Here is a 22,452-nt window from a genome sequence, read left to right on the forward strand (position 1 = left end):
CCATGCGCGGGGTGTGCGTCCGCGTTCCGCTCACGCCGATTCGCGCACGATCAGGTCGGTCGGCAGGATCACGTGGTCGGTGGTGCGCTCGGCCGGGGGAGTGAGCAGCAGCCGCACCATCGCGGTCGCCTGGTCGACGACCGGATGGCGGACGGTGGTGAGCGGGGGATCGGTGAACTTGGCGGCCTCGATGTCGTCGAAGCCGACCACGGCGACGTCGTCGGGGACGCGGCGGCCGGCCTGGCGCAGGGCCTGCAGGGCGCCGATCGCCATCAGGTCGTTGGCGGCGAAGACGGCGTCGAGGTCCGGGTCGTCCTCCAGGAGTTGGCGCATGGCGAGCGCGCCGGACTCACGGGTGAAGTCGCCGACGGCGACGATCGAGCGGCGGGAGGAGCCGCGCAGGGCGTCGCGGTAGCCGGTGAGCCGGTCCTGGCCGCCGATCATGTCCTGCGGTCCCGCGATCGTGGCGATGCGGCGGCGGCCGGTGGCGAGCAGGTGCTCGACGGCCCGGCGGGCGCCGCCGACGTTGTCGTTGTCGGCGAAGGGCATGTCCACGTTGACGGCCGGCCTGCCGTACGAGACGACGGGGACGCCGACGCGCACGATGGCGGCCGGGAGCGGGTCGGCGCTGTGCATGGAGACGAGCATGACGCCGTCCACGTGGCCGCCGGCGATGTAGCGCTCGATGCGGGCGTGGCTGCGCGGGGAGCTGGCGAGCATGAGCACGACCTGCTTGTCGGCCGCCTCCAGCTCCACGCTCACCGTGCGGATCACCATCGAGAACAGGGGATCGTCGGAGAACACCCGGGACGGGGGCTCGGAGGCGACCAGGGCGATCGAGTCCGTACGCCGGGTGACGAGGCTGCGGGCGGCCGAGTTGGGGATGTAGCCCAGCTCCTCGATCGCCCGCATCACGTTGTCCCGGATCTCCGGGGTGACCGTGGGCAGGCCGTTCACCACCCTGGACACGGTCGCCCGGGAGACCCCGGCGCGCGCCGCGACCGCCTCCAGCGTGGGTCGTCTCATCCTGGTCACCGCACTCCGTTTCGCCTGATGACTTCGCGATACCACAACGCGCTGTCCTTGGGGAGCCGTCGCTGGGTCTCGTAGTCGATGTACACGATGCCGAATCTGGGACGGTAGCCCTCGGACCACTCGAAGTTGTCCAGCAGTGACCATACGAGATATCCGCGGAGATCGGCGCCCGCGCGGATCGCGGCGTGCGCGGCCCGCAGGTGGCCGTCGAGGTAGGCCAGGCGGTCCGGGTCGGGGACGCGGTCGCCCTCGACGACGTCGTCGAAGGCCGCGCCGTTCTCCGTGACGAGCAGGCCGACCTGCGGATACTCGCGGGACAGGCGGATCAGCAGGGCGCCGAGGCCCGACGGGTCGATGCGCCAGCCCATCGACGTCGTCGGGCCGGTGGCGGGCTCGAAGCGGATGCCCTCGGTGCCGGGGAAGGCCGGGTTCACCGGCTCGCCGGGGTGGGCCGAGACCACGGTGGGGCTGTAGTAGTTGATGCCGAGCAGGTCCACCCGGGGGCTGATGAGTCGCAGGTCGCCGTCGCGGATGTGGCCGAGCCCGGCGTGGCGGTCCACGATCTCCAGCACGTCCTCGGGGTAGTGGCCGCGCAGGGCGGGGTCGAGGAACTGGCGGTTCATCAGGCCGTCCACCAGCCGCGCCGCCGCCACGTCCGCCTCGCCGGCGGCGTCGGGCGGGGTGATGATCGGGGCGAGGTTGAGGGTGAGGGCGATCTCCTCGACTCCGGCGGCGCGCAGCTCGGCGGTGGCGAGGCCGTGGGCGAGCAGCAGGTGGTGGGCGGCGCGGAAGGCGTCGGCCGGGTCGGTACGGCCCGGCGCGTACAGGCCGGAGGCGTAGCCGAGGAAGGCGGCCACCCAGGGCTCGTTCAGCGTCGTCCAGGTGCGTACCCGGTCGCCGAGGCGGGCGTGCACGGCCCGCGTGTAGTCGATGAAGCGGTACGCGGTGTCGCGGTTCGGCCAGCCGCCGAGGTCCTCCAGCGGCTGGGGGAGGTCCCAGTGGTAGAGGGTGACATATGGGGTTATATCGGCGCGGAGCAGCTCGTCGACGAGCCGGTCGTAGAAGTCCAGCCCTCTGGCGTTGATCGCGCCCTGGCCGTCCGGCTGCACGCGGGGCCAGGCGATGGAGAAGCGGTAGGCCCGCAGGCCCAGGTCGCGCATGAGCGCCACGTCGTCGGCGTACCGGTGGTAGTGGTCGCACGCCACGTCCCCGGTCTCGCCGCCGGCGACCTTGCCCGGGGTGCGGGAGAAGGTGTCCCAGATCGACGGGCCCCGGCCGTCCTCGGCGGCGGCGCCCTCGATCTGGTAGGCGGCCGTCGCCGCGCCCCACACGAAGTTGTCAGGAAAAATGGCCTCTTGTCCGTGCAGGTCGGCCTGGGCGAGCAGCCCCGACCGCCCCCGAATATCCGTGTCGATGATCGTTCTCCTTCCGTATCCGGTCATCCGTCCGATCCGGGGTCCCATCCCCGGCGCGATCCGCGCCCGCGCACAGGGCCACACCGGACGCCACACGCTCATGCCCCTGCCCCCCGCTCCACGCGGAGGCCATGCGGGTCCTGCAGACTCACGGGAACGCCCGGGGAACCACCGGGCCCGCCGAGCGGTACCGGCCTCACCCCTTGACCGCGCCCTGCATGATCCCGCCGATGATCTGCCGCCCGAGCAGCACGAACACGAGCACCAGCGGCAGCGTCGCGATCGCCGTCCCGGTCAGGCCCAGCGTGAAGTCCTGGACGTACCCGCTGGCCAGTTGCGACAGCGCGACCTGCACCGTCGGGTTCTCCGGCGTCAGCACCACCAGCGGCCAGAAGTAGTCGTTCCAGGCCGTCATGAACGTGAGCATCCCGAGCACGGCGGCGGCCGGCCGCGCGATCGGCAGCACCACCCGCCAGAAGATCCCCCAGGTGGTCGCGCCGTCCACCCGCCCGGCCTCGATCAGCTCGGTCGGCAAGGCCCGCGACAGGTACTGCGTCATGAAGAACACGCCGAACGCGCTCACCAGCGAGGGCATGATGACCGCGTACATCGTCCCGGTCCACTCCAGCTTGATCATCAGCATGTAGAGCGGAATGATCCCGAGCTGGGTCGGCACCATCATCGTCGCGACGGTGAGCACGAGCAGCGCGTTGCGTCCGCGGAAGCGCAGCTTGGCGAACGCGAACCCGGCCAGCGTCGAGAACAGCATCACCGACAGCGTGATCGACCCGGCCACCAGCACCGAGTTGAGCAGCGCGAGCTGGAACGGCGCGGTGTCGAACACCCGCGCGACGTTGGCGAAGAAGTTGCCGCCCGGCAGCAGCGGCGGCGGCACCTGCGCCAGCGCCGAGTTGTCGTGCGAGGCGACGACCACGCTCCAGTAGATGGGGAACGCGGAGAAGAACGCCACCGCCAGCAGCGTCAGGTACGTCAGCGGCCGGGCCGCGGCGAACCGCCTGCGCACATCCGTGATCATGGTGCTCATCAGTCGAGCCCACCCCGCATCCGCCGTACGATCAGGAAGTTGACCCCGACCACGAGCACGACCAGCAGGAACATCAGCCAGGCCGCGGCCGAGGCGTAGCCGAACTCGAAGCTTCGAAAGCCCTGCTCGTACAGGTACAGGGCGAGGGTCTGGAACTGGCGGTCCGGGCCGCCGGTGGCCATCGCGCCCGCGCTCACCTGTGCGCCGAACAGCATCGGCTCGGCGATGATCTGCATGGAGCCGATCGTGGACACGATGACGGTGAAGATGATCGTCGGCCGGATCATCGGGACCGTGATGCTGCGCAACTGCCGGAACGTGGACGCGCCGTCGATCCGCGCCGCCTCGTACAGATCACGCGGTACGGCCTGCATGGCGGCGAGATAGATCAGCGCGTTGTAGCCGGTCCACCGCCACATGATCATGGTGGCGATCGCGGCGTGGCTCGTCGCGGTGCCCGCCTGCCAGTCGATCCGGCCGAGCCCGAACGCCTCAAGCGTCGTGTTGATCAGACCGAACTCCCGGCCGAACAGCTGACTGAAGATCACCACGACGGCGACGACGCTGGTGATGTTGGGCAGCAGCAGCGTGACCCGGAAGAGGGTCTGCGCCCGCAGCGGCCGGTTGAGCAGATGGGCGAGCCACAGCGCGAACAGCAGTTGCGGCACCGCCGACAGCACCCCGATCGACAGGGTGTTGAACGCCGCGTTCCAGAAGTACTCGTCGGCGAGCAACTCGGTGAAGTTGTCCAGCCCGACGAACGTCTGCTCCGGCGACAGCAGGTTCCAGTCGTACAGCGACACCCAGGCCGTGTACGCCAGGGGGAACAGCCCAAAGGCGAAGAAGAGCAGGAAGAACGGAGAGATGTAGACGTAGGGGGAGTATTTGATGTCGAGCAGGTGCCGGCGCGAGGGTTTGGGCGAGGGCGGCCGCACCGGTGCGGCCTGCGGTCTGGCCCCCGCCTTCGGGGGAGCGGACATGGGTTTCCTTTCGGCTGCGCGGGCCCGCGTGGCGGCCGGCCGGCGGGCCCGCGAACGGCGACGGCGGGGGTTCCGGTGGGGTCCGGTGGGGGTCCGGGTGGGCGGTTCCGGGTGACCTCCGCGTCAGGTGGCGCGCTGACCGCCTACTTGATCTTCGCGACGTCCTTCAGCACCTGCTCCCAGGACTGCTCGGGCGTCTGCTTGCCCTGCTCGATGCGGGTGAGGCCGTTGCCGATCGCCGTGCGCACGTCGCCCTCCTTGGGGCCGAGGTGCTGCGGCTTGAGGTTGCGCGCGGCGTCCGAGAAGATCTTGCCGACCGGCGCGTTGTTGAAGAAGTCCTTCTTGAAGTTCTGAATGTCCGGCTGGTCGTACAGGGCCGGGATGGACGGGAAGTTGCCGATCGCCTTGAACACCTTGGCCTGGTTCTCCGGCGTGGTCAGGAACATCACCAGCTCGGCGGCCTCCTTGGGGTGCTTGCCCTGCTTCGGCACCGTCAGGTGCGTGCCGCCGCTGTTGCCGGAGCCGCCGGGGACGGCCGCGATGTCCCACTTGCCGGCCGCGTTCTTCGCCTGGTCCTGGATGTACGCGGTCATCCACGCCGGGCAGATCACGGTAGCGAACGAGCCCTTGGCGAAGCCGGTGTTCCACTCGGGCGTGAAGGCACCGATCTTGGCCGACAGGCCGTCCTGGATCATCTGCACGCTCAGGTCCCAGGCGCGCTTCACCTCGGGGTTCGTGCCGACGACGATGTTGTCCTGCGCGTCGTACACGCCGACCGACGCCTGCCCGACGATCGCCCGCATGATCTCACCGGGCCCGTCGAAGAACTTCGCGCCCCTCGGCGCCTTCTCGGTGAACTTCTTGCCGGTCTCGATGTACTGCTCCCAGGTCGGCCACAGCTTCGCCACCTCCTCGCGGTCGGTGGGCAGCCCCGCCTCCTTGAACAGGTCGGTGCGGTAGCACATGGCCAGCCCGCCGACGTCGGTGCCGAGCCCGACGATCGTCTGGCCGTCCTTGGACAGGCCCTGCTGCCACTTCCAGTCGAGGTAGTCCTTCTGCCGGTCGGCCGCGCCGTAGTCCTTGAGGTTGACGAACTTGTCCGGCTGCGCGGTGAAGGAGCTGATGTACCCGACCTCGATCGCCTCCACGTCGGCCGCGCCCGCGCCCGTGGCGATGCGCGCGGCGAGGTTGGTGTGGTGGTCGGCGAAGGCCGCCTGGCGCTCCTCGATCTCGACGTTGGGGTGCGTCTTCTTGAACTCCTCATACAGCGGCTTGAAGCCGAAGTCGCCGAACAGCCCGACCGTGAGCTTGATCTTCTCTCCGGGAGCGGCGGAGCCCTGCGTGCCCGACCCGGAACCCCCCGACCCGCCGCCGCAGGCGGCCAGCATGAGCATGGCGGCGGACATGATCGGGACGAGCAACCGGGAATGCGACCTACCCATGGAACCCTCCCTGGGTTCGCGATTATTCGATCTTGGAGAGAGCGCTCTCGCATCAGGGTCATCTCATCCTGCGTGACGGTCAAGTGATATGTAGGTAACAATTGTTGTCACATTCCCGATCGTGTGATCGTGAGAGGAGAGAGCGCTCTCAAATCTGATCTCGATCGGCGGCGGCCAAGTCGCCCAAGTCGCCCAACCGCTTGTCCGCCCGCCCCGCGGCCCGCCGCCGTGATACCGCCCCACCAGCACGAAAGCCACATCGTTGACGTGAACCGACGTCTAACGACAGACTCGCCGAAGTTGATCGCATAAACCCGGGTAGCGGGCACGACGGCAGGGCACACGGCCAGAGGACGGCGCGGACGTCACCCCGCCCGGCCCGCTCCCCGGGCGCGGCGGCGCCCGGACGGCACGCGTGCCGCCCCGCACGCCGTGAACGTTGTGAATATCGAATCGGGAGGTGGCCGATGACGAGCATCGGATGGATCGGCGTCGGCAGAATGGGAGCCGCGCTGGTCACGCGGCTGATCGAGGCCGGCCACGAGGTGAAGGTCTACAACCGCACCCGGGCCAAGGCCGAGGCGATCTCCGGCGCCACGGTCGTCGACACGATCGCCGACCTGGCCGGCACGGACGTCGTCTTCACCTCGCTACCGGACTCCCCGCAGTTCGCCGAGGTCGCCGACGCCCTCCTCGCCGCAGGCGGCTGCCGCGTCCTCATCGACACCTCGACCATCGCCCCCGACGCCTCCGAACAGGTCCGCCAGCGCGCCGCGGCCGCTGGCACGGCCCTGCTCGCCGCCCCCGTCAGCGGCAACCCCGGCGCCGTCGCCGCCGGCAACGCCACCCTCGTCGTCTCCGGCCCGCGCGAGGCGTACGACGAGGTCGCCGACCTGCTCGGCGCCCTCGGCCGGGCCGCGACGTACGTGGGGGAGGGCGAGAGCGCCCGCGTGGTCAAGCTCTGCCACAACGTGCTCCTCGGCGTCCTCACCCAGTCCCTCGCCGAGGTCACCGTGATGGCGGAGAAGGCGGGCGTGACACGCTCGACCTTCCTCGCCTTCATCAACGACTCGGTCCTCGGCTCCACGTTCACCCGCTACAAGACGCCGCCGATGGTGAACCTGGACCTCACCCCCGCCTTCACCACCGAACTGCTGCGCAAGGACTTCGACCTCGGCATCTCCGCCGCCCGCTCACTGGAGGTCCCCGTCCCGCTCGCCGCGGCCACCTACCAACTCATCCAGGCGGCCGTCGCCGTCGGACACGGCGAGGAGGACTTCGCCGCGTTGCTGGTGGAGCAGGCCAGATCGGCGGGACTGACCCTCAAGCCCGAGGAGTAGAGCGGGCCGGTTCACCGCGTACCGGCTCGTTTGGGAGGCCGTGGCCGTGAGGTACGCCGATGCGGTCCCACCGCCTTGCCGAAGGATGTCGGCCGCTCAAGGCCGAGCACACATCGGCCCCCGGACCCGCGACAACAAGAGCGCGGGATCCGGAGGCCGATGTGGGGCGATTCGCTCGGTCAGGCCGTGGACGTCGTCGACGGCGTCGGGGTGGCGCTGGGCTCCTCGCCGGGGCTGCCCTTGCCGGGCTCCTCGCTCGGCCCGCGACGGTCGAAGCGGTCACCGCGGTCCCCCCAGCGCCTGCCGGGCCAGCGGGACTCGCCGCGCAAATCGACGTCGAGGACGCTCCGAGCGGTCGCCGTGCTGCCGCTGACCGTGGCCGAGACCGCGACCCGGTGACCGACCTTCACCGCGCCGATGCCTTCACTGCTGTTGACGCGGGTCTCGCCGTTGACCACGTACTCCCGGGTGTAGCCGTCCGCGCTCTTGACGGCGATCGAGTCCTGGTCGACCGCCGTCACCTCGCCGAGCTGGGTGGCCACCGTGACCCACTGGCCCTCCTGCTCGCCGGGCACCACGAACTCGCCGTGGATGCCGCCGCCGAATATCCGAGGCCATCCGCGACCCCACAAACCGCCGCGCCCGAACCGCCTGTCCTCGCCGGACTTGGCGGACGGACTGTCGCTCGGAGTCGGACTTCCCGTCGCGGTCGCCGTCGCGCTCGGGGTCGGCGACCCGGGCGAGGGCGACAGCGTCGTGGCCGCGGCCACGCCCACACCCGCCGTCATGACCGCCACGGTGAGGGCGGCGAGGACCAGGGGCCGGGAGAAGCGTCGCCGGGGAGGCTCCGCTTCCAGAATCTCCGTCTTGCTGAAGTCGTCTTGGGCGGGGCTCATCACTCTTCCTCCGATAGGAGCTACCACTAGCAAGAGTGCCTTTGACCGCCTAAGAAGGCCGTAAGGTCCTTTTGCACTCTTTGTCCAGCTAGCCGGTCAGATCCCGATCCCGAAGACCCCCCACTCTCAAGCACTCCCACGCCCGACCCCGGACGCCGCCGTCGCCACCCCCAGCCCTCAGCCGCCCTGCGGCGCCTTCGCCTGCTCCGCCAGCCCCCGTACCACCTCAATCAGCTCCGCCGGATCGAAGGGCTTGGTCAAATAGGCGTCCACCCCGATCCCCAGCCCCCGCTTCCGGTCCTCCTCCTGGGCGCGGGCCGTGATCAGCACCACCTTGATGTGCCGGGTGGCCTCATCCCCTCGCAGCCGCGTGGCCGTCATCCACCCGTCCAGCCGCGGCATCATCACATCCAGGGTGATCACATCCGGCCGAACCTCTCCCACTCGATCAAGGCAGTCCTGCCCATCGGTGGCGGTCTCCACCTGAAACCCCTCAAGACTCAGATTCACCGCAATGAGCTGCCGGATGACCTCATCGTCGTCGACCACCAGTACACGCCCGAGAACCTCACTCACGGCCGCGAGGCTAACCCCAAAACCCCCACCTCCGCCCACCTTTCCCTCGAAGCGTGTCCCACAGTTGACCACGCGCCACATGCCGTCCCGAGTACCCCTCGGCTGCTGCTAAGGTTGAATCCGCACGAGCCCCCTTAGCTCAGGGGATAGAGCACCGGCCTCCGGAGCCGGGTGCGCAGGTTCGAATCCTGCAGGGGGCACATCACCTGAGATCGGGGCAAGCTGATGCTTGTCCCGATTTGGCGTGCTCTGCCTATGGCCAGAATGGGACGTGGCAGGGCGTTACGTGTGTCCACGGGCGGGGCCGGTCTCATACGCAGGCGGCATATCGGAGGCGAGCAGGCGGCGTAACTCCTCGTACTCGATGGGGCGGCCCAGTCGCAGGTTGGCGTATTCGGCCGCGGTGCCGTCCGCTGCGGCGAGTTCTTCACATGCCTGATGCCACTCCTCGCGTGCCCTTCGCAGGGCCAGCGCCGCCGCCGGGCCTGCGTCGGGTGACGATGACAGCTGATCGCGAAGGCGGAGGTAGTTCTGGTAGGCGTCGCTCTCTCTGGCGGTCGCGGAGCCGGCGGGTGTCGGCAGTTGCTCGCCGAGGAGTTCGAGGAAGACTCGGGATCGGGCCAGTTCGGCGAAGTACCAGGCGGTGATCGGTGGGCTCGCCGGTCCGGTTCCGCCGCGCTCCTCGTCTCCGGCCGACTCCAGATCGGGCGTCGAGGGCGCGGCGAACAGCCACACCGCCAGGTCGTACAGGCCGCTGAGCGCTCCGCCGGCGCTGATGCGCAGTTCAGGGCTCAGGGCACGCCCCCGCAGGTCCTCCGCCGATCGCATCGCCTCCAGCAGGCTGTGCCGGGCCAGTTCTTTGCTGCCGATGGTCCTGGCCAGCTGCGACAGCCCGGTGAGCGCGTTCATCTCCCAAATGAGCTGCCCTGCGGCACGGGCACGGAGTGCGGCTTCGGCGAACAGCGCGGCGGCTTCGTCGGCCTTCCCCTTCGCCGCCATCTGGTCGGCGCGGAGGACGAGGTCGCGGATGGGGTTCCCCCACGCCGGGAAGGGTGCGAACGTACGCCGCGATATCCACGAGCGCATCCGCTTGTGCAGGTTCTGGTGTCCACGAGCACCCATGACCAGCGCGAACGGATTGGGGTTGACGGTCGCGGCCTGCTCCCTGCCCCAGGCGAACCACTCCCGGAGCCCGCCGAGAGGAACGGACGCGGAGTCCTCCGCCAGCCGGTGTGCGGCGTCCGTATCGCCGCGCATCCGCATGATGAGGGCCATGCCCAGCATGGATTCTCTGCGGAGATAAGGGCTGTCATCCGGCGCGAGGAGTTCGTGGTCCAGGGTCACGGAGTCGAGCCCATGCCTGGAGAGCAGGCGGCTCCACGCGGTGTGCCTCGCCTGGGCGGCCATTCGGGGGAAGCCGAGCTCGGCGTATCGCCGGGCGCACTCCCGCCAGGCGGACAGCACCTCGTCCTCCCACCCGAGGTACTGGTAGATCTCCGCCCGCAGCCAGAGACAGGCGGCGCGCTGAATCGCCAGATACCGGGTCAGACATGCGGCGTGTCGCTGCGGAACTCGCGACAGCACCTGCGTATCGACGAGGTCCAGGGCGAACTCGGCCAGTTCGACGCGGCGCAGGGCCGCGTCGGCGGAGGCGGAACCGACTGTGAGCCTCGCATCCAGGCGCAGCATGGCGAGCAGCGTGCGATCGGGCCTGCGGGGATGGGACAGGACGCCGTCATAGAGCCATTCGCCTAGGTATACGGACACGCGCAGGGCGGCCGTTTCGTGGTCCAGGATCTCCGCGAGCCTGGAGATGGGAGGGACCTCCTGATGCTCCAGGACGGCGAGCGTGGATCTCATGACCTCGGCCACGGGGTCCACGCCGCTGGAGCCGGAGGTGTGGAAGACCCGCAGATCCACCCGCTGTTCCTCCGGCGTTTTGATGGCGGCCTGGTCGATCGTCTTGATCGTTTCCACGATCGACAAGGTGAACGCGGGCATGGCGAGCCGCGGGTCGGGATGCGTTACGTAGGCCAGCAGGAACGGCGTCCAGGCAGAGCGCAGCAGTACGTTCGCCAGTACCGAGGCTCCCGCGAGCGGAACCCGGAGCGCTGCGGGGAGGCGTGTCCCAACAAGCTCCATGAAAGTGCGGTAGACGCCGACCACGACCGACAGCGCGAGGACGGCGAGCGCGAGCAGCATCCCGCCGTACGCGGTCGCCCAGGTCGCTGTGGCCCACGCGTCGGCGATCCAGGCGCCGGCGGGGGAGAGGGCTAGCAACATCCCGGCGGCGAGGACGATGAGTTCGCCCCAGTACCGAAGCCGGATCCGGCGGCGGATCAGGCCACGCCGGGTCGTCAGCCGGACCGTCACATGCACACTGACCAGGAGCCCGGCCGCTGCAGGTATCCAGGCGGCGGACCCATCGGCCCGCGACGCCGCCCAGCCGCCCAGTACGGCCGGGAGCACGCAGGCGATGCGTCGTACCCACGAGGACAGCCGATCGGCCCGCCCGGGCGGGCGGATGACCGGGCCGTACCTGAGCATGACTCGCCGGTGGGAGAGCAGCCGGCGCAGGGCGCGCACAGAGGCGTGGTTTCCGTCGAACACGATTCCTCCCACCGATGTGGACGCTCCCGTGCGTGTGGCCGGTTAACTCATAGTGCGCCCCCAATCACGAGTACGCATCGCGCCTTTGCAGAACCATCCGGCGAGGATAGGTTCGGCGTGGCGGCGGCTGATCTGGGTGGGCGGCGAGCTAACCAGCGCGGAGGACCATGCCAAGGCGGTTGCGTGTCCGGGGCGGTGAACCGTGGACGACCCATGTCTCCCGTGCCCGCAGGCGCCTGGCGGCCGGGCGGCCGGACGACGCGGCGCGCGAATACCGGCGGGCATGCCGACTGGCCGACGACAGGGACGCGGACCCGAAGATCAGGTCCGCTCTGCGGCAGCGACTCGGACTGGCGCTGCTGAAAGCGGGCCGCGGGCAGGAGGCCCTCCGGGCGGTGACCGAGGCCTGCCACCTGCTCGACGGCGACGGCACGGCCGTGGAGCAGTACGCGCTCACCCTGGACACCCTCGGGCTGGTGCAACGGGACCTCGGTCTCCTCGCGGCCGCGGAGGAGTCTCACCGCGACGCGCTGGACGGACTTCGGCGGGCCGGTTCAAAGGAGGACATCGTCCGCGTGGCCGTCAACCTCGCCGTCGCGGTCAAGGACCGGGGCCGGATCACCGAGGCGCGCGGACTGCTGGAGGAGATCGAGCCGATGGCTCGACACGCCGGACCCCAGCCGCTCGGGCACGTGCTGATGACCCTTGGCCTGATCCATGAACTGCTCAACGACCCGGAGTCGGCCGGGCGGTTGGCCGGGGAAGCGGCCGAGGCCTATCGCGTCGCGGGGGACAGGGAGAGCGAGGCCGCCGCGACGCACAACGTGGGTCGGGCGCTGGACGCTCAGGGCAGGTACGCCGAGGCCATGGAGCGTTTCACCCACTCCCTGACGATCAATCAGGAGATCGGCGCGGAACTCGGCGTGTGCGATGACCTCGGCGCCATGGCCTCCCTCCTCCAGCTCGCCGGACGGCACGCAGAGGCCCGCCGGTTGCACGAGCGGGCGCTGGAGATCCAGCGGAGGGCCGGTTACCGGCGCGCGGTCGTCGCCACCCTCAGCGACCTTGGGCTGCTGGCGCGCGACGAGGGCGACTTCTCCCTCGCGCGCCGTCGTCTCCGGGAGGCGTTGGAAGAGGCCGAGGCGCTCGCGGAGCCCCACACGGTCTACGAGGCACGTGTCCTGCTGGCGGAGCTCAGCATGCTGGAGGAGGACTACGAACAGGCGCGCCTCCTCTATCTCACCGCGGCCGAGGCGATAGGGGACGCCCGCCGGGCCCTGCTGGACGAGGCGGACGCCGTCGCCTATTTCAGCGAATCCCGCCTCGACGCCCTGGACATGCTGGTCCGGCTGTCACTCCACCTGCACGACCGGACGGGCGCGCTGGAGTGGGCGGACGCCGCACGAGGTCAGGAGTTCGTACGCAGGCTCGCGCTGACCCACCTTCCCGGGCCGCTCGGGCCGCCGGAGGCGATCCTCGCCGAGGAGACCGAGACACGTCACCGGCTCCGCGAGCTGGAGGCGGCCCTGCGCGGCGGCGGATCCACGGACGCGGAGTTGCCGGCGGCACATCAGGAGACGCTGTCCCGGCTGCGCCGCCTTGAGGACCGGCTTGGCGAGGAGGCTCCGGAATACGTGTCGATGCGCCGTGGGGAGCGTCTCGGCTGGAACGGCATCGCCGCTCTGCTGGCTCCCGCCGGACGGAGCCGACCGCACGAGGAGGCCGAATTGACCGACGCGCCGATCGTCCCGGCGGCCGGAACCGGCGCGGACGGGCGGCCCGGGGAGACCGCCCTCGGCAGCCCGCCGACCCGACTGGTGCTGGCCGAGTACTACGTGACCGACCACGAGACATACGTTTTCGGCGTGACGGCGGAGGCTCCCGAACCGCAGGTCGTCAAGGTGGAGGTGACCCGCGCCGAGCTTCGGGAACTGGCCGCCGAGGCTCGCGCGACGTTGTCGCGTGAGCGCGCCGGTCTCGCCGGGCACCTCGCCGACGAACGGCTGGTCCGGCTGCTCTCGCCGGTGATCGCCTGGGCCGAGCCGGGAGACGTCGTCTACCTGGTGCCGCACGACGCGCTTCACCTGCTGCCGCTGCACGCCGTACCCGTCGGCGGCGAACCGCTGATCGACCGGAATCCGATCGTCCTCGTGCCGTCCGCCTCCGTGCTGCGTTACTGCCAGGCCAAGCGCAAGCTGCGCCGCCGGACCGCGCTCATCGTCGCCGATCCGCCGTCGGAACGTCCGCTGGCCTTCGCGCGGGAGCAGGCGCTGGCGGTGTCGGAGGAGTTCGGCGGCCAGGAGGTGCTGGCGGCGGCCCAGGCGTCCCGGGAGGCGTTGCTCGGCAGGCTCACCGATCCGGGAGGCGTACCGGACATCATCCACTTCGCGACCCATGGCCTGTTCGACCCCGAGGAGCCGATGCGTTCCGGTATCGAACTCGCCGACGGCAGGCTGACCGCGGAGGACATCCTCGGGCTGCGGCTCGACGTGGATCTGGTGACGCTCGCGGCCTGCGAGACGGGCGTGAGCGAACGCCGGCCGGGGGACGAGTTGATCGGCCTGACCCGGGCGTTGCTGTACGCCGGCGCCCCCTCGGCGCTGGTCGCCCTGTGGCGGGTGGACGAACTGTCGACCAGCATGTTGTTCGGCAAGTTCTACGCGGAGCTGCGGGGCGGTGCGTCCAAGGCCGAGGCCCTGCGCCGGGCCCAGCTGTGGCCGCGACCGCACGATCGCTGACGTGCTCGCGTACGCGCGCGGTGCCCGCGCACGGCTGGCCGGTGACCCGCGGGCCCTGGCCGCCATACGGCTGGAAGAGGCGCGGCTGCGTCTGGCCGCCGGCGACTTCCCCGCGGCGGCCGAACTGTTCGGAGCCCTGACCACGTGCTCCGAGCTGACCGAGGAGCAGCGGGGGATCGCGGAGGTGGGCATGCTCCGGGCGAGGCTTGTCATGGACGCCGGCGGTGAGCCGGATCTCAGCGTTCCGGCATTCGCCGACCCGTACCACTGGGCCCCCTTCGAGTTGATCGGCGATTGGCTCTGATCGCGTGGCTCTGATCGCGGACAGGAGGTCGAGTGGAACGGCGACGGCCCATCTCGGAGCTGATGACGGGCGATTTCACCGTGGCGGAAACGCGGGACCCGGAAACGGGGATCACGGTCCTGGTCGATGACGACGGTGCGCCGGCCGGGCTCGTCCGCGCGGGCCAGGCGGGACCGGCTCATGTCGTCGAGGCGGACACCCCGGTCACGGACGTGCTCGACTCGGCGGACCTGCTGCACGCACTGGTGTCGGGCACGCCGGGCCTGGTGATCGTCCGGGAAGGAGGGATCGTCGGGGTGGTCACCGCCGAGGCGATCAAGGCCGAGATCGTCGATGCCGCCTCCTCCGGCCTCGTCTCCGGGCCGCAGTTGGGAGACGCCCAGCCGTACGGCAGGCGGACCGAGGTGGGGAGCAGTCGCATCCGGTGCGCGGAGTGCGGCAAGACCAACACCTTCCGCCGCTTCAGCCAGGCCGGCCGCTACAAGTGCCAGTACGGAGACCACGACTTCGTCCCCTACTGGAACGGGTGACATGGGCGGACTGGTCGAAGCGGCGTCCGGAGTGGTCGATCGGCGGCTGCTCACCACGACGTTCCTGCCGGTCCTGCTCTTTCTGGGCGCCCTTGGGGCCGTGGGCGCGGCGGGGGCGGGGTGGTCTGAGGCGGCCGGTTGGTGGTCGGGGCTCGGCGTCCAGGTCCAGGTCACCCTCACCGGACTTGTGCTCGCGTTCGCGCTCCTGCTCAGTCGGCTCATCGCCGTGCAGCGCGTCGGGCTGATCAGGATCTACGAGGGCTACTGGGACGCCTTGCCGTACGGCCGACGCCTGGCCGAGCGCTGCAGGCTTCGTTTCGCGGCCACGGAGGACGCGAGCACCCCCGGCGATCACCGGTCGCATCTCTACCCCGCCGACGAATCCCGACTGATGCCGACCGCGCTCGGCAACATCCTGCGCGGCGCCGAGGACCACAGCCGCGACAGGTACGCCATCGACGGCGTGACCGCGTGGCCACGCCTTTACCCGACACTCCCCGAGAGCTTCCAGCAGACGTTCGCGTCCGCGGCCGGCGACCTCGACCTCATGATCACGGTCAGCGGGCTCGGCCTGGCCTTCTCCCTGCTCGGCGGAGCGCTCGCCGCCGCGCTGCTTCCGTGGTACGGAGCACTGCTGTGCTGCTGGGCCGGCCTGCTGATCGCCTGGTGGGGCTACCGCGGTGCGGTACGCGCGGCCGAGCCGTACGGCGAGTTGTTCCGCGCCGCCTTCGACGTGTATCGCTGGACGCTCCTGGACACGATGGGCCTGCGGCGGCCCGCCGAGTACCACGCCGAGGCGGAGCAGTGGCGGCAACTGGACAAGCTCTGGATCGTCGGAGCGGTTGACAGCGAGCATGTCGCCAGCCTTGGTTTCCCCGGCTCGGAGCAGGACGTGCGCACCAAGGCGGCGAGCGCCTCCCCGCCGGACGAGGACCACGATCCCCCCTCCCCAGCGGAAACGCACGCCGCCCCCGAGGCGGGCGGACGCCGCGTCCGGCCGCTACGGCTCGCTCCGTGGCTGGTGGCCGCGGCGGTCACGCTGGGCATCGTGATGGCGGGGGGAAGCCTGGCGGTCCGATCGTTCACCTCCCCCTCCGGCTGGAAGGCCGTGCACGCGCTGCGCCCGTTCCAGGTGCTCACGGCCGCCGACGTGAGCGGTCCATCCGCAGCGGCGGTGGCGGGGCGGTACACGTTGCGGCACGTGGCGGAGGGCGCGCCGGTGGACCCCGCTGTACTCGGCCCCCGACTGCCTTACGGCGTGACCGACGGAAAGGCCGTCGTCACCCTCCGACCCCGAAACGGCAGGCTCTTCGCGGACGGGGGCGCCCGGGGAACGATGGCGACGCTGCGCCTGGTGCCGCCGTCCGCCGAACGCGGCCGCCCCGCGACGCCACTGATCTTCACCGACGTCATGGTTCTCGACCTGCTCGGAGGCACCGTACCCACCGGGCTTGTGATCGCGGTCCCGGCCTGGCGCCTGCAGGAACTGCTCAGCCATGCCGGTGACAGCGACGTCTATCTCGTCACGGCCATGCGATGAGTCACCCGCCGGCCCGCCGCGGGATGCGGGAGACCGGGGTGATCCGCGTGGCCGACGTCATCGTCCGTCGCGCAGGTGTCCCGCGAGGTGGTCGATCACCTCGTGGGCGTCGGCCTCGATGCCGTTGATGAACGTGGATCTGCGGCGGCGCAGCACGGGCAGGCCCAGCGCGTACAGGCCGGGGCTGTCGACGACGACGCCGCCGTCGTGGCGCAGGCGGCCCTTCTCGTCGACGACGGGCACGTCGAGCCAGGTGTAGTCGGGGCGGAAGCCCGTCGCCCACACGATCGTGCGGATCTCGCCGCCGCGCAGGTCGAGCTGCAGACGTGCCGACTCGGGGACGCGGGTCGGCTCGTAGCGTTCCGGCGCGTCGACCTCGGCGTCGTGGCCGGTTGTCCGAGACCATTCGTCGAAGGTGTCCAGCAGGCGGTTCATCTTGAGGTCCGCGAGGGAGAACACGTTGCGCAGCCCGCCGGAGAACAGGGCGCGGCCGTCGCGGAGGGCGGCCCAGCGGCCCACCGGCTCGACGCCCATGTCGGTGAGGGCGTTGAGGTCGAGCGTGGTGCGCTCGGGGGTGCCCACGAGCTGAGGGGAGGGCAGGCGGCGGGCCCGGGTGAGGTCGTCGACCTCGTCGTAGCGCTGGTCCCAGACGCCGGAGGCGTCCATCCACCACAGCACGTCACGGCCGCGGTAGGTGCGGGGGAGCCGCACGTGTTCGCCGACCGAAAGAATCACCTGCCGCCCCGTACGACGCAGCTCGGCGGCGAGCTGCACGCCCGTCGCCGACGCGCCCACGACCAGGACGCCGCCGTCGGGAAGCCGGCCGGGCTCGCGGTAGTCGAACGGCGTCACCTGCTCGATGTGCGGCGGCACTCCTTCGCTGAGCCCCGGCACGACCGGGCGGTTGCAGGCGCCGCCGGCGATGACGACCGTCCGGCAGCGGATCTCGCCGCGGCTCGTGGTCACGTGGTAGCCGTCGTCGGTACGCCGTACCGAGGTGACGTTCGTGCCGGTGCGGACGGGGGCGCGACAGTGGGCGGCGTAGCGCTCGATGAACTCGGCGATCTCGTCCATGGTCATGTAGCCGTCGGGGTCCGGGCCCTCGTAGTGGAAGCCCGGCAGGCGGCTCTGCCAGTTGGGGGTGAGCAGGCGCAGGGAGTCCCAGCGTTCGCGGCGCCAGGAGTTCGCCACCTCGCCGCGTTCGAGCACGACGTGGTCGATCGACCGTTCGGTGAGGAAGTGACTGGCCGCGAGGCCGGTGTGGCCGGCCCCGACGACGACCGTGGTGACACGCTCGATGATGGCTCGGCCCTCTCAGGCTCAGGCGACTTCGACGGTGACGTTCGTCGGGTTCGTGAGGGCGTCGAACACGGCCGAGCGCTTCTGCGACTGGGCCACCAGGGCCTCGATGTCCGCCTTGGAGGCGTCGGCGTCGATGGTGAAGGTCACCTTGATGTCGGTGAAGCCGTTGCGGACGTCGGGGTCGACGCCGAGGATGCCGCGGATGTCGTGCTTGCCCTCGAGCGTCGCCTCGACCGAGCGGAGCTGGATGCCGCGGTTCTGGGCGACGGAGGCCACGCCGGCCGTCAGGCAGGCCGCCAGGCCGACGAGGAGGTACTCGATCGGCGTGATGCCGTTGTCCTCGGCGGCGAAGACCTCGGGGTGGTCGGCGTCGAACACCGCCTCGGTGCGGTGGGCCCGCTCCTCGCCGAGGCCGTAGAACTCTTTGACGGTGGAGGTGCTGTGCACGCCGTGCTGCCACTTGGAGGTCGCCCGCCACACGAACTGCGCGGCCTCGGGCGCGTTCTTCAGCACCTCGCGGGCGTCCAGCAGCGCCTGAACGTTCACTCCGTTGGAGACCGTGGTCATGGCCCACCCCTCGATCGAATTACCGATATTCCCAGTAGGTATTTGACCATAATCCCACTTCGGGGGCTACCATGACCCTCATGTCTCAGCCAGCCACGAAGTTCGCGGCCGGCTCGGTCGGCACTGTGGAAACCCGGTATCTCGACCTGCCGGAGCCGGTACGCCTCGATTGCGGACGCGAGTTGCACCCGGTCCGCGTGGCCTACGAGACCTACGGCACCCTGTCGCCCCGGCGCGACAACGTGATCCTCGTGTGTCACGCGCTCAGCGGCGACGCCCATGCCGCCGGGGTGGCCAAGGCGTCGCCCGAGGCGGGCACCCGCGACGGGTTCGGGGCCGAGGACCGCGACGGCGCGGGCGGCAAGGGGCTCGGCTGGTGGGACGGCATGATAGGCCCCGGCAAGGCGTTCGACACCGATCGGTTCTTCGTCGTGTCCACGAACCTGCTCGGCGGCTGCCGCGGGACGACGGGGCCGTCGTCGATCGACCCGGCGACGGGCCGGCCGTACGGGCCGGACTTTCCCGTGGTCACGGTCGCGGACATGGTGCGGACGCAGCGGGCGTTCCTCGACGTTCTGGGCATCGAGCGGCTCGCCGCGGTGGCCGGGGGGTCGCTCGGCGGGATGCAGGCGCTGGAATGGGCGGTCATGTACCCCAACCAGGTCGACGCGATCGTGGTGATCGCCAGCACGCACGCGCTCCATCCGCAGGGCGTGGCCTGGAACGCGATCGCGCGCGAGTCGATCATGCGGGATCCGGCGTGGCAGGGCGGACGCTACTACGGCACCGGCCGTACGCCCGACGACGGCATGGGCGTGGCGCGGATGGTCGGCCACATCACCTACCTGTCCGCGCCCGCGCTCGACGAGAAGTTCGGGCGGCGGCTGCAGTTCGCCGACGACATCCGCTACACGGTCACCGAGCCGGAGTTCGAGGTGGAGAGCTACCTGCGCCACCAGGCCGCCTCGTTCGTCAAACGCTTCGACGCCAACACCTACCTCTACACCTCCCGTGCGCTGACGTACTTCGATCTCGCGCGGCAGCACGGCGGCGGATCGCTCGAGCGGGCGCTCGAAGGCGTCCGAGCGCGGACGCTGCTCATCGCCTTCAGCTCCGACTGGCTGTATCCGCCCGCCGCGTCGGAGGAGATCGAGCGGGCGCTGCGCGCACTCGGCAAGCCGGTCGAGTTCCAGGTGATCGACGCGCCGTACGGTCACGACTGCTTCCTGCTGGAGGAGGCGCGGCAGACGCCCATCATCCGACGGTTCCTGGCCGAGGGCCGGGCCGCGTGACGCCGAAAAAGAGAACCCGACGAAGAGGACCCGACGAAGAGGACCCGAGGAAGAGGACTTCTGTGACCGAACGGTTCCCCCATGCCGAGCAGGCCCGCGAGTTCGGGTTCGAGACCCGGCAACTGCACGCCGGGCAACGGCCCGACCCGAACACGGGCGCCCGTGCCGTGCCCATTTTCCAGACCACCAGCTACGTCTTCGAGGATCCGGAGTCCGCGGCGGCGTACTTCAACCTGCAGGAGTACGGGAACACCTACTCGCGCATCATGAACCCGACCGTCGCGGTGTTCGAGGAGCGGGTGGCGAACCTCGAAGGCGGCAGCGGTGCGGTCGCGTTCGCCAGCGGGATCGCCGCGCAGGCGGCGGCGCTGTTCACCCTGCTGCAGCCGGGCGACCACGTCGTCGCCTCCTCGGCGCTGTACGGCGGTACGGTGAACCAGCTCAAGCACCTGCTGCGCAAGATGAGCGTGGAGCTCACCTGGGTCGATCCCGATGATCCGGACGCGTGGCGCAAGGCCGTACGCACGGACACGAAGGCGTTCTACGGCGAGACGATCGGCAACCCCGCCGGGAACGTGCTGGAAATCGAGACGGTGGCGGCCATCGCGCACGAACACGAGCTGCCGCTGATCGTGGACAACACGTTCGCCACGCCGTACCTGTGCCGCCCGATCGAGTGGGGCGCCGACATCGTGATCCACTCGGCGACCAAGTTCATCGGCGGCCACGGCACGAGCCTCGGCGGCGTCGTCGTCGACTCCGGGACGTTCGACTGGTCCAACGGGCGCTTCCCCGTGGTCGCGGACCCGTCGCCCGCCTACCACGGGCTGCGGTTCCACGAGACGTTCGGCGAATACGGCTACCTGATGAAGCTGCGGGCCGAGACGCTGCGCGACCTGGGCGGGGCGCTCTCGCCGTTCAACGCCTTCCTGCTGCTGCAGGGGCTGGAGACGCTGTCGCTGCGCATGGAGCGCCACGTCCAGACCGCGCTGGCGGTCGCGGAGTTCCTCCGATCGCACGAACTGGCCTCGAACGTGACCTACCCCGGCCTGCCGGACAGCAAATACCGCCCGCTCGTGGAGAAGTACCTGCCGCGCGGCGCCGGCGCCGTCTTCTCCTTCGACTGCGCGGGCGGCCGGGCCGGCGGGCAGAGCCTCATCGGCGGCCTGACGCTCTGGTCCCACCTGGCGAACGTCGGAGACGTGAAGAGCCTGGTCATCCACCCCGCCAGCACGACCCACCGCCAGTTGAGCGACGAGGAGCTGCGCGCGGCCGGCGTCGGCCCGGGGACGGTGCGGCTGTCGGTTGGCATCGAGTCCGTCGAGGACCTCATCTGGGATCTGGAGCAGGGATTCGCCCGGGTCGCCGCGGCGATCGGAGAGAAGGCGGGGACGGCATGATCGACCTTGAGCGCTACCAGGACCCGCTGACGATCCAGCGCGTGATCCACTCCGCCAGGACGATCGCGATCGTCGGGCTGTCGGGCAACGAGCTGCGGGCCAGCCACTTCGTCGGCTACTACCTCAAACGGCACGGATACCGCGTGATCCCCGTGAATCCCCGCGAGACGGAGATCCTGGGGGAGACCAGCTACCCGAGCCTGCTCGACGTGCCCGTGCCGGTGGATCTCGTGGACGTCTTCCGCGCGCCGGACGCGCTGCCTGCCATCGCGCGGGAGGCCGTGGAGATCCGCGCCGGCGCCCTCTGGTGCCAGTACGGGGTGATCAACGAGGAGGGCGCGCGGATCGCCGAGGACGGCGGCGTGCCTGTGGTGATGGACCGCTGCCTCAAGGTCGAGCACGCGCGGTACCTGGGCCGGATGCACTGGCTCGGCTTCAACACCCGGCGGATCACGTCCATGCGCGGCGGGCTTCAATAGTCACCCGGCCGGAGGCAACCCCGCCCCCGGCCCGGTAGGTGAGGGGTCGCGCGTCGATCAGCCGAGGATGAGCGGGAGTTTCGCGGCCAGTTCGCCCAGTTCGGCGCGCTCGGCGTCGGTCATGGGGCGGCGTCCGGTGCCGATCAGCAGCGCGTCCTCGTTGGAGAAGGACGAGGGGAACGCGGCCCCCGCGATCGTCTCAAGCATCTCGCGGGACCGGGCGAGGCCCTCGGCGGGCGGCCGTGGCGCGTCCGGCAGGTGCGCGATCAGGTCGAGGTGGTGCAGCGTCCATTCCAGGACGTACGCGGAGAGGTAGTCGGCCACGGTGAGGACCTGGTCGCGGGTGCCGACCCGGAGGTCCGGGTCGGCGAGTTCGGCGGCGCGGCCGGCGGCGGAGCCGAGGTCGTCGAGGTGGAACTTCAGGAGCCAGGGCTCCTGGTAGGCGGCGGCGAGTCGCACGGTCAGCGCGTCGAGCGGGTCGTCGCCGGTCGGGGACGTCGCGGTGACCTCCCAGTAGGTCACCGCGTCGCGGGTCGGCTCCGTCTCGGCCGGGGTTGCGAGGGTGATCAAGACGTCCTGGGCGTCGATGATCAAATGGCACACCAGGTCGCGTACGAGCCAGCCGGCGCAGCCGGACGGCCGCGCGAACGCCTCGTCCGGAAGGTCGGCGACCGCCGTCCGCAACGCCGACCAGGAGCGTGAGAAGAGCCGCATTGACGGCAGGCTAATGCGCTCCCGCGACGGCGCCAAACGGGGGGCCAAACGGGGGGCGCCAAACGTGGGGGCGACAAACGCAGGCCGTGCCGCGACGCCGGTGGGACGGGGAGGGAGTGGCCCTCGAACGAGGGCGGGCGCACGGCCCGCTCCCCGGCGGTGAATTTCGGCGCGGAGTCCGCCGGAAATGCCGTTCGGGCGGCGATGGCCCGGAGCGAAGTGCCGATGTTCGCCGTGTCGGCGAGTA

The 22,452-nt window shown here is 70.4% G+C and carries 19 protein-coding genes and 1 tRNA gene; 9 read left to right on the plus strand and 11 right to left on the minus strand.

Annotated features, from left to right (window positions below):
• Positions 1 to 30: 30 nt before the first annotated feature.
• From AB0K60_RS04565 to AB0K60_RS04585, 5 genes are all read right to left on the minus strand, one after another.
• Positions 31 to 1,026 carry a LacI family DNA-binding transcriptional regulator gene (locus tag AB0K60_RS04565; protein WP_364048546.1) on the minus strand — a complete coding sequence of 332 codons (996 nt, stop codon included), beginning with the start codon at positions 1,024 to 1,026 and terminating at the stop codon, positions 31 to 33.
• 5 nt (positions 1,027 to 1,031) lie between these two features.
• Complete coding sequence (locus tag AB0K60_RS04570; protein WP_364048548.1) at positions 1,032 to 2,477, minus strand: GH1 family beta-glucosidase; 1,446 nt, start codon at positions 2,475 to 2,477, stop codon at positions 1,032 to 1,034.
• A gap of 169 nt (positions 2,478 to 2,646) precedes the next feature.
• Entirely contained in the window at positions 2,647 to 3,495 is an 849-nt protein-coding gene (locus AB0K60_RS04575) for a carbohydrate ABC transporter permease (protein ID WP_364048550.1), read from the minus strand.
• Positions 3,495 to 4,475, minus strand: a complete 981-nt coding sequence (locus tag AB0K60_RS04580; protein WP_364048552.1) for a sugar ABC transporter permease — start codon at positions 4,473 to 4,475, stop codon at positions 3,495 to 3,497. Before AB0K60_RS04580 ends, AB0K60_RS04575 begins: the two co-directional genes overlap by 1 nt.
• Before the next feature lie 143 nt (positions 4,476 to 4,618).
• Positions 4,619 to 5,917, minus strand: a complete 1,299-nt coding sequence (locus AB0K60_RS04585) for an extracellular solute-binding protein (protein ID WP_364048554.1) — start codon at positions 5,915 to 5,917, stop codon at positions 4,619 to 4,621.
• Positions 5,918 to 6,384: 467 nt separating this feature from the next.
• Between AB0K60_RS04585 and AB0K60_RS04590 the strand changes: the two genes are divergently transcribed.
• Positions 6,385 to 7,257: an NAD(P)-dependent oxidoreductase gene (locus AB0K60_RS04590; protein WP_364048556.1), complete on the plus strand. Its 873-nt coding sequence runs from the start codon at positions 6,385 to 6,387 to the stop codon at positions 7,255 to 7,257.
• Positions 7,258 to 7,436: 179 nt separating this feature from the next.
• On the opposite strand, the gene AB0K60_RS04595 is transcribed toward AB0K60_RS04590, so the two are convergent.
• Together AB0K60_RS04595 and AB0K60_RS04600 are read right to left on the minus strand one after the other, a co-directional pair.
• On the minus strand, positions 7,437 to 8,153 hold the full coding sequence (locus tag AB0K60_RS04595; RefSeq protein WP_364048558.1) for a hypothetical protein: 717 nt from the start codon (positions 8,151 to 8,153) through the stop codon (positions 7,437 to 7,439).
• A gap of 177 nt (positions 8,154 to 8,330) precedes the next feature.
• Complete coding sequence (locus tag AB0K60_RS04600; protein WP_364048560.1) at positions 8,331 to 8,729, minus strand: response regulator; 399 nt, start codon at positions 8,727 to 8,729, stop codon at positions 8,331 to 8,333.
• Between the two features lie 128 nt (positions 8,730 to 8,857).
• On the opposite strand from AB0K60_RS04600, the gene AB0K60_RS04605 reads away from it, so the two are divergent.
• A tRNA-Arg gene (locus tag AB0K60_RS04605) sits at positions 8,858 to 8,929 on the plus strand.
• 82 nt (positions 8,930 to 9,011) lie between these two features.
• Here the strand turns inward: AB0K60_RS04605 and AB0K60_RS04610 are convergent.
• Positions 9,012 to 11,339, minus strand: coding sequence for a hypothetical protein (locus AB0K60_RS04610; RefSeq protein WP_364048562.1), 2,328 nt, complete (start codon positions 11,337 to 11,339; stop codon positions 9,012 to 9,014).
• Between the two features lie 167 nt (positions 11,340 to 11,506).
• Between AB0K60_RS04610 and AB0K60_RS04615 the strand changes: the two genes are divergently transcribed.
• From AB0K60_RS04615 to AB0K60_RS04630, 4 genes are read left to right on the plus strand one after another with little or no spacing between them, the layout of a single operon-like run.
• Entirely contained in the window at positions 11,507 to 14,077 is a 2,571-nt protein-coding gene (locus tag AB0K60_RS04615; RefSeq protein WP_364048564.1) for a CHAT domain-containing protein, read from the plus strand.
• Between the two features lies 1 nt (position 14,078).
• Entirely contained in the window at positions 14,079 to 14,381 is a 303-nt protein-coding gene (locus tag AB0K60_RS04620) for a hypothetical protein (RefSeq protein WP_364048566.1), read from the plus strand.
• A 32-nt stretch (positions 14,382 to 14,413) separates the two neighbouring features.
• Positions 14,414 to 14,911 (plus strand): hypothetical protein, encoded by a 498-nt coding sequence (locus tag AB0K60_RS04625; RefSeq protein ID WP_364048568.1) that lies wholly within the window; start codon positions 14,414 to 14,416, stop codon positions 14,909 to 14,911.
• 1 nt (position 14,912) lies between these two features.
• Positions 14,913 to 16,451, plus strand: coding sequence for a hypothetical protein (locus AB0K60_RS04630; RefSeq protein WP_364048570.1), 1,539 nt, complete (start codon positions 14,913 to 14,915; stop codon positions 16,449 to 16,451).
• Between the two features lie 57 nt (positions 16,452 to 16,508).
• Here AB0K60_RS04630 and AB0K60_RS04635 read toward each other — a convergent pair whose 3' ends face one another.
• Both AB0K60_RS04635 and AB0K60_RS04640 read right to left on the minus strand, forming a co-directional pair.
• The gene (locus tag AB0K60_RS04635; RefSeq protein ID WP_364049280.1) at positions 16,509 to 17,753 is read right to left on the minus strand and encodes an NAD(P)-binding domain-containing protein; all 1,245 of its coding nucleotides are present in this window, start codon (positions 17,751 to 17,753) and stop codon (positions 16,509 to 16,511) included.
• Positions 17,754 to 17,771: 18 nt separating this feature from the next.
• Positions 17,772 to 18,320, minus strand: a complete 549-nt coding sequence (locus AB0K60_RS04640) for an OsmC family protein (protein ID WP_364048572.1) — start codon at positions 18,318 to 18,320, stop codon at positions 17,772 to 17,774.
• 80 nt (positions 18,321 to 18,400) lie between these two features.
• Here AB0K60_RS04640 and AB0K60_RS04645 point away from each other — a divergent pair, with 80 nt between their 5' ends.
• From AB0K60_RS04645 to AB0K60_RS04655, 3 genes are all read left to right on the plus strand, one after another.
• Entirely contained in the window at positions 18,401 to 19,612 is a 1,212-nt protein-coding gene (locus tag AB0K60_RS04645) for a homoserine O-acetyltransferase (RefSeq protein WP_364048574.1), read from the plus strand.
• A gap of 62 nt (positions 19,613 to 19,674) precedes the next feature.
• The gene (locus AB0K60_RS04650; RefSeq protein ID WP_364048576.1) at positions 19,675 to 21,012 is read left to right on the plus strand and encodes an O-acetylhomoserine aminocarboxypropyltransferase/cysteine synthase family protein; all 1,338 of its coding nucleotides are present in this window, start codon (positions 19,675 to 19,677) and stop codon (positions 21,010 to 21,012) included.
• A complete protein-coding gene (locus tag AB0K60_RS04655; RefSeq protein WP_364048578.1) occupies positions 21,009 to 21,491 on the plus strand; it encodes a CoA-binding protein in 483 nt (160 codons plus the stop codon). Before AB0K60_RS04650 ends, AB0K60_RS04655 begins: the two co-directional genes overlap by 4 nt.
• A gap of 57 nt (positions 21,492 to 21,548) precedes the next feature.
• Here the strand turns inward: AB0K60_RS04655 and AB0K60_RS04660 are convergent, their stop codons facing one another.
• Positions 21,549 to 22,205: a maleylpyruvate isomerase N-terminal domain-containing protein gene (locus tag AB0K60_RS04660; RefSeq protein ID WP_364048580.1), complete on the minus strand. Its 657-nt coding sequence runs from the start codon at positions 22,203 to 22,205 to the stop codon at positions 21,549 to 21,551.
• Between the last annotated feature and the right edge of the window lie 247 nt (positions 22,206 to 22,452).

This window comes from Thermopolyspora sp. NPDC052614, assembly GCF_040678635.1.
Taxonomy (GTDB): Bacteria; Actinomycetota; Actinomycetes; order Streptosporangiales; family Streptosporangiaceae; genus Thermopolyspora.

Bases quoted from the DNA above. Each gene is read 5' to 3' on its own strand.
- AB0K60_RS04585 (WP_364048554.1), bottom strand. From the start codon at position 5,917: ATGGGTAGGTCGCATTCCCGGTTGCTCGTCCCGATCATGTCCGCCGCC.
- AB0K60_RS04630 (WP_364048570.1), top strand. From the start codon at position 14,913: ATGGGCGGACTGGTCGAAGCGGCGTCCGGAGTGGTCGATCGGCGGCTG.
- AB0K60_RS04580 (WP_364048552.1), bottom strand. From the start codon at position 4,475: ATGTCCGCTCCCCCGAAGGCGGGGGCCAGACCGCAGGCCGCACCGGTG.
- AB0K60_RS04595 (WP_364048558.1), bottom strand. From the start codon at position 8,153: ATGAGCCCCGCCCAAGACGACTTCAGCAAGACGGAGATTCTGGAAGCG.
- AB0K60_RS04615 (WP_364048564.1), top strand. From the start codon at position 11,507: ATGCCAAGGCGGTTGCGTGTCCGGGGCGGTGAACCGTGGACGACCCAT.
- AB0K60_RS04655 (WP_364048578.1), top strand. From the start codon at position 21,009: ATGATCGACCTTGAGCGCTACCAGGACCCGCTGACGATCCAGCGCGTG.
- AB0K60_RS04575 (WP_364048550.1), bottom strand. From the start codon at position 3,495: ATGAGCACCATGATCACGGATGTGCGCAGGCGGTTCGCCGCGGCCCGG.
- AB0K60_RS04570 (WP_364048548.1), bottom strand. From the start codon at position 2,477: ATGACCGGATACGGAAGGAGAACGATCATCGACACGGATATTCGGGGG.
- AB0K60_RS04645 (WP_364048574.1), top strand. From the start codon at position 18,401: ATGTCTCAGCCAGCCACGAAGTTCGCGGCCGGCTCGGTCGGCACTGTG.
- AB0K60_RS04660 (WP_364048580.1), bottom strand. From the start codon at position 22,205: ATGCGGCTCTTCTCACGCTCCTGGTCGGCGTTGCGGACGGCGGTCGCC.
- AB0K60_RS04590 (WP_364048556.1), top strand. From the start codon at position 6,385: ATGACGAGCATCGGATGGATCGGCGTCGGCAGAATGGGAGCCGCGCTG.
- AB0K60_RS04565 (WP_364048546.1), bottom strand. From the start codon at position 1,026: ATGAGACGACCCACGCTGGAGGCGGTCGCGGCGCGCGCCGGGGTCTCC.
- AB0K60_RS04640 (WP_364048572.1), bottom strand. From the start codon at position 18,320: ATGACCACGGTCTCCAACGGAGTGAACGTTCAGGCGCTGCTGGACGCC.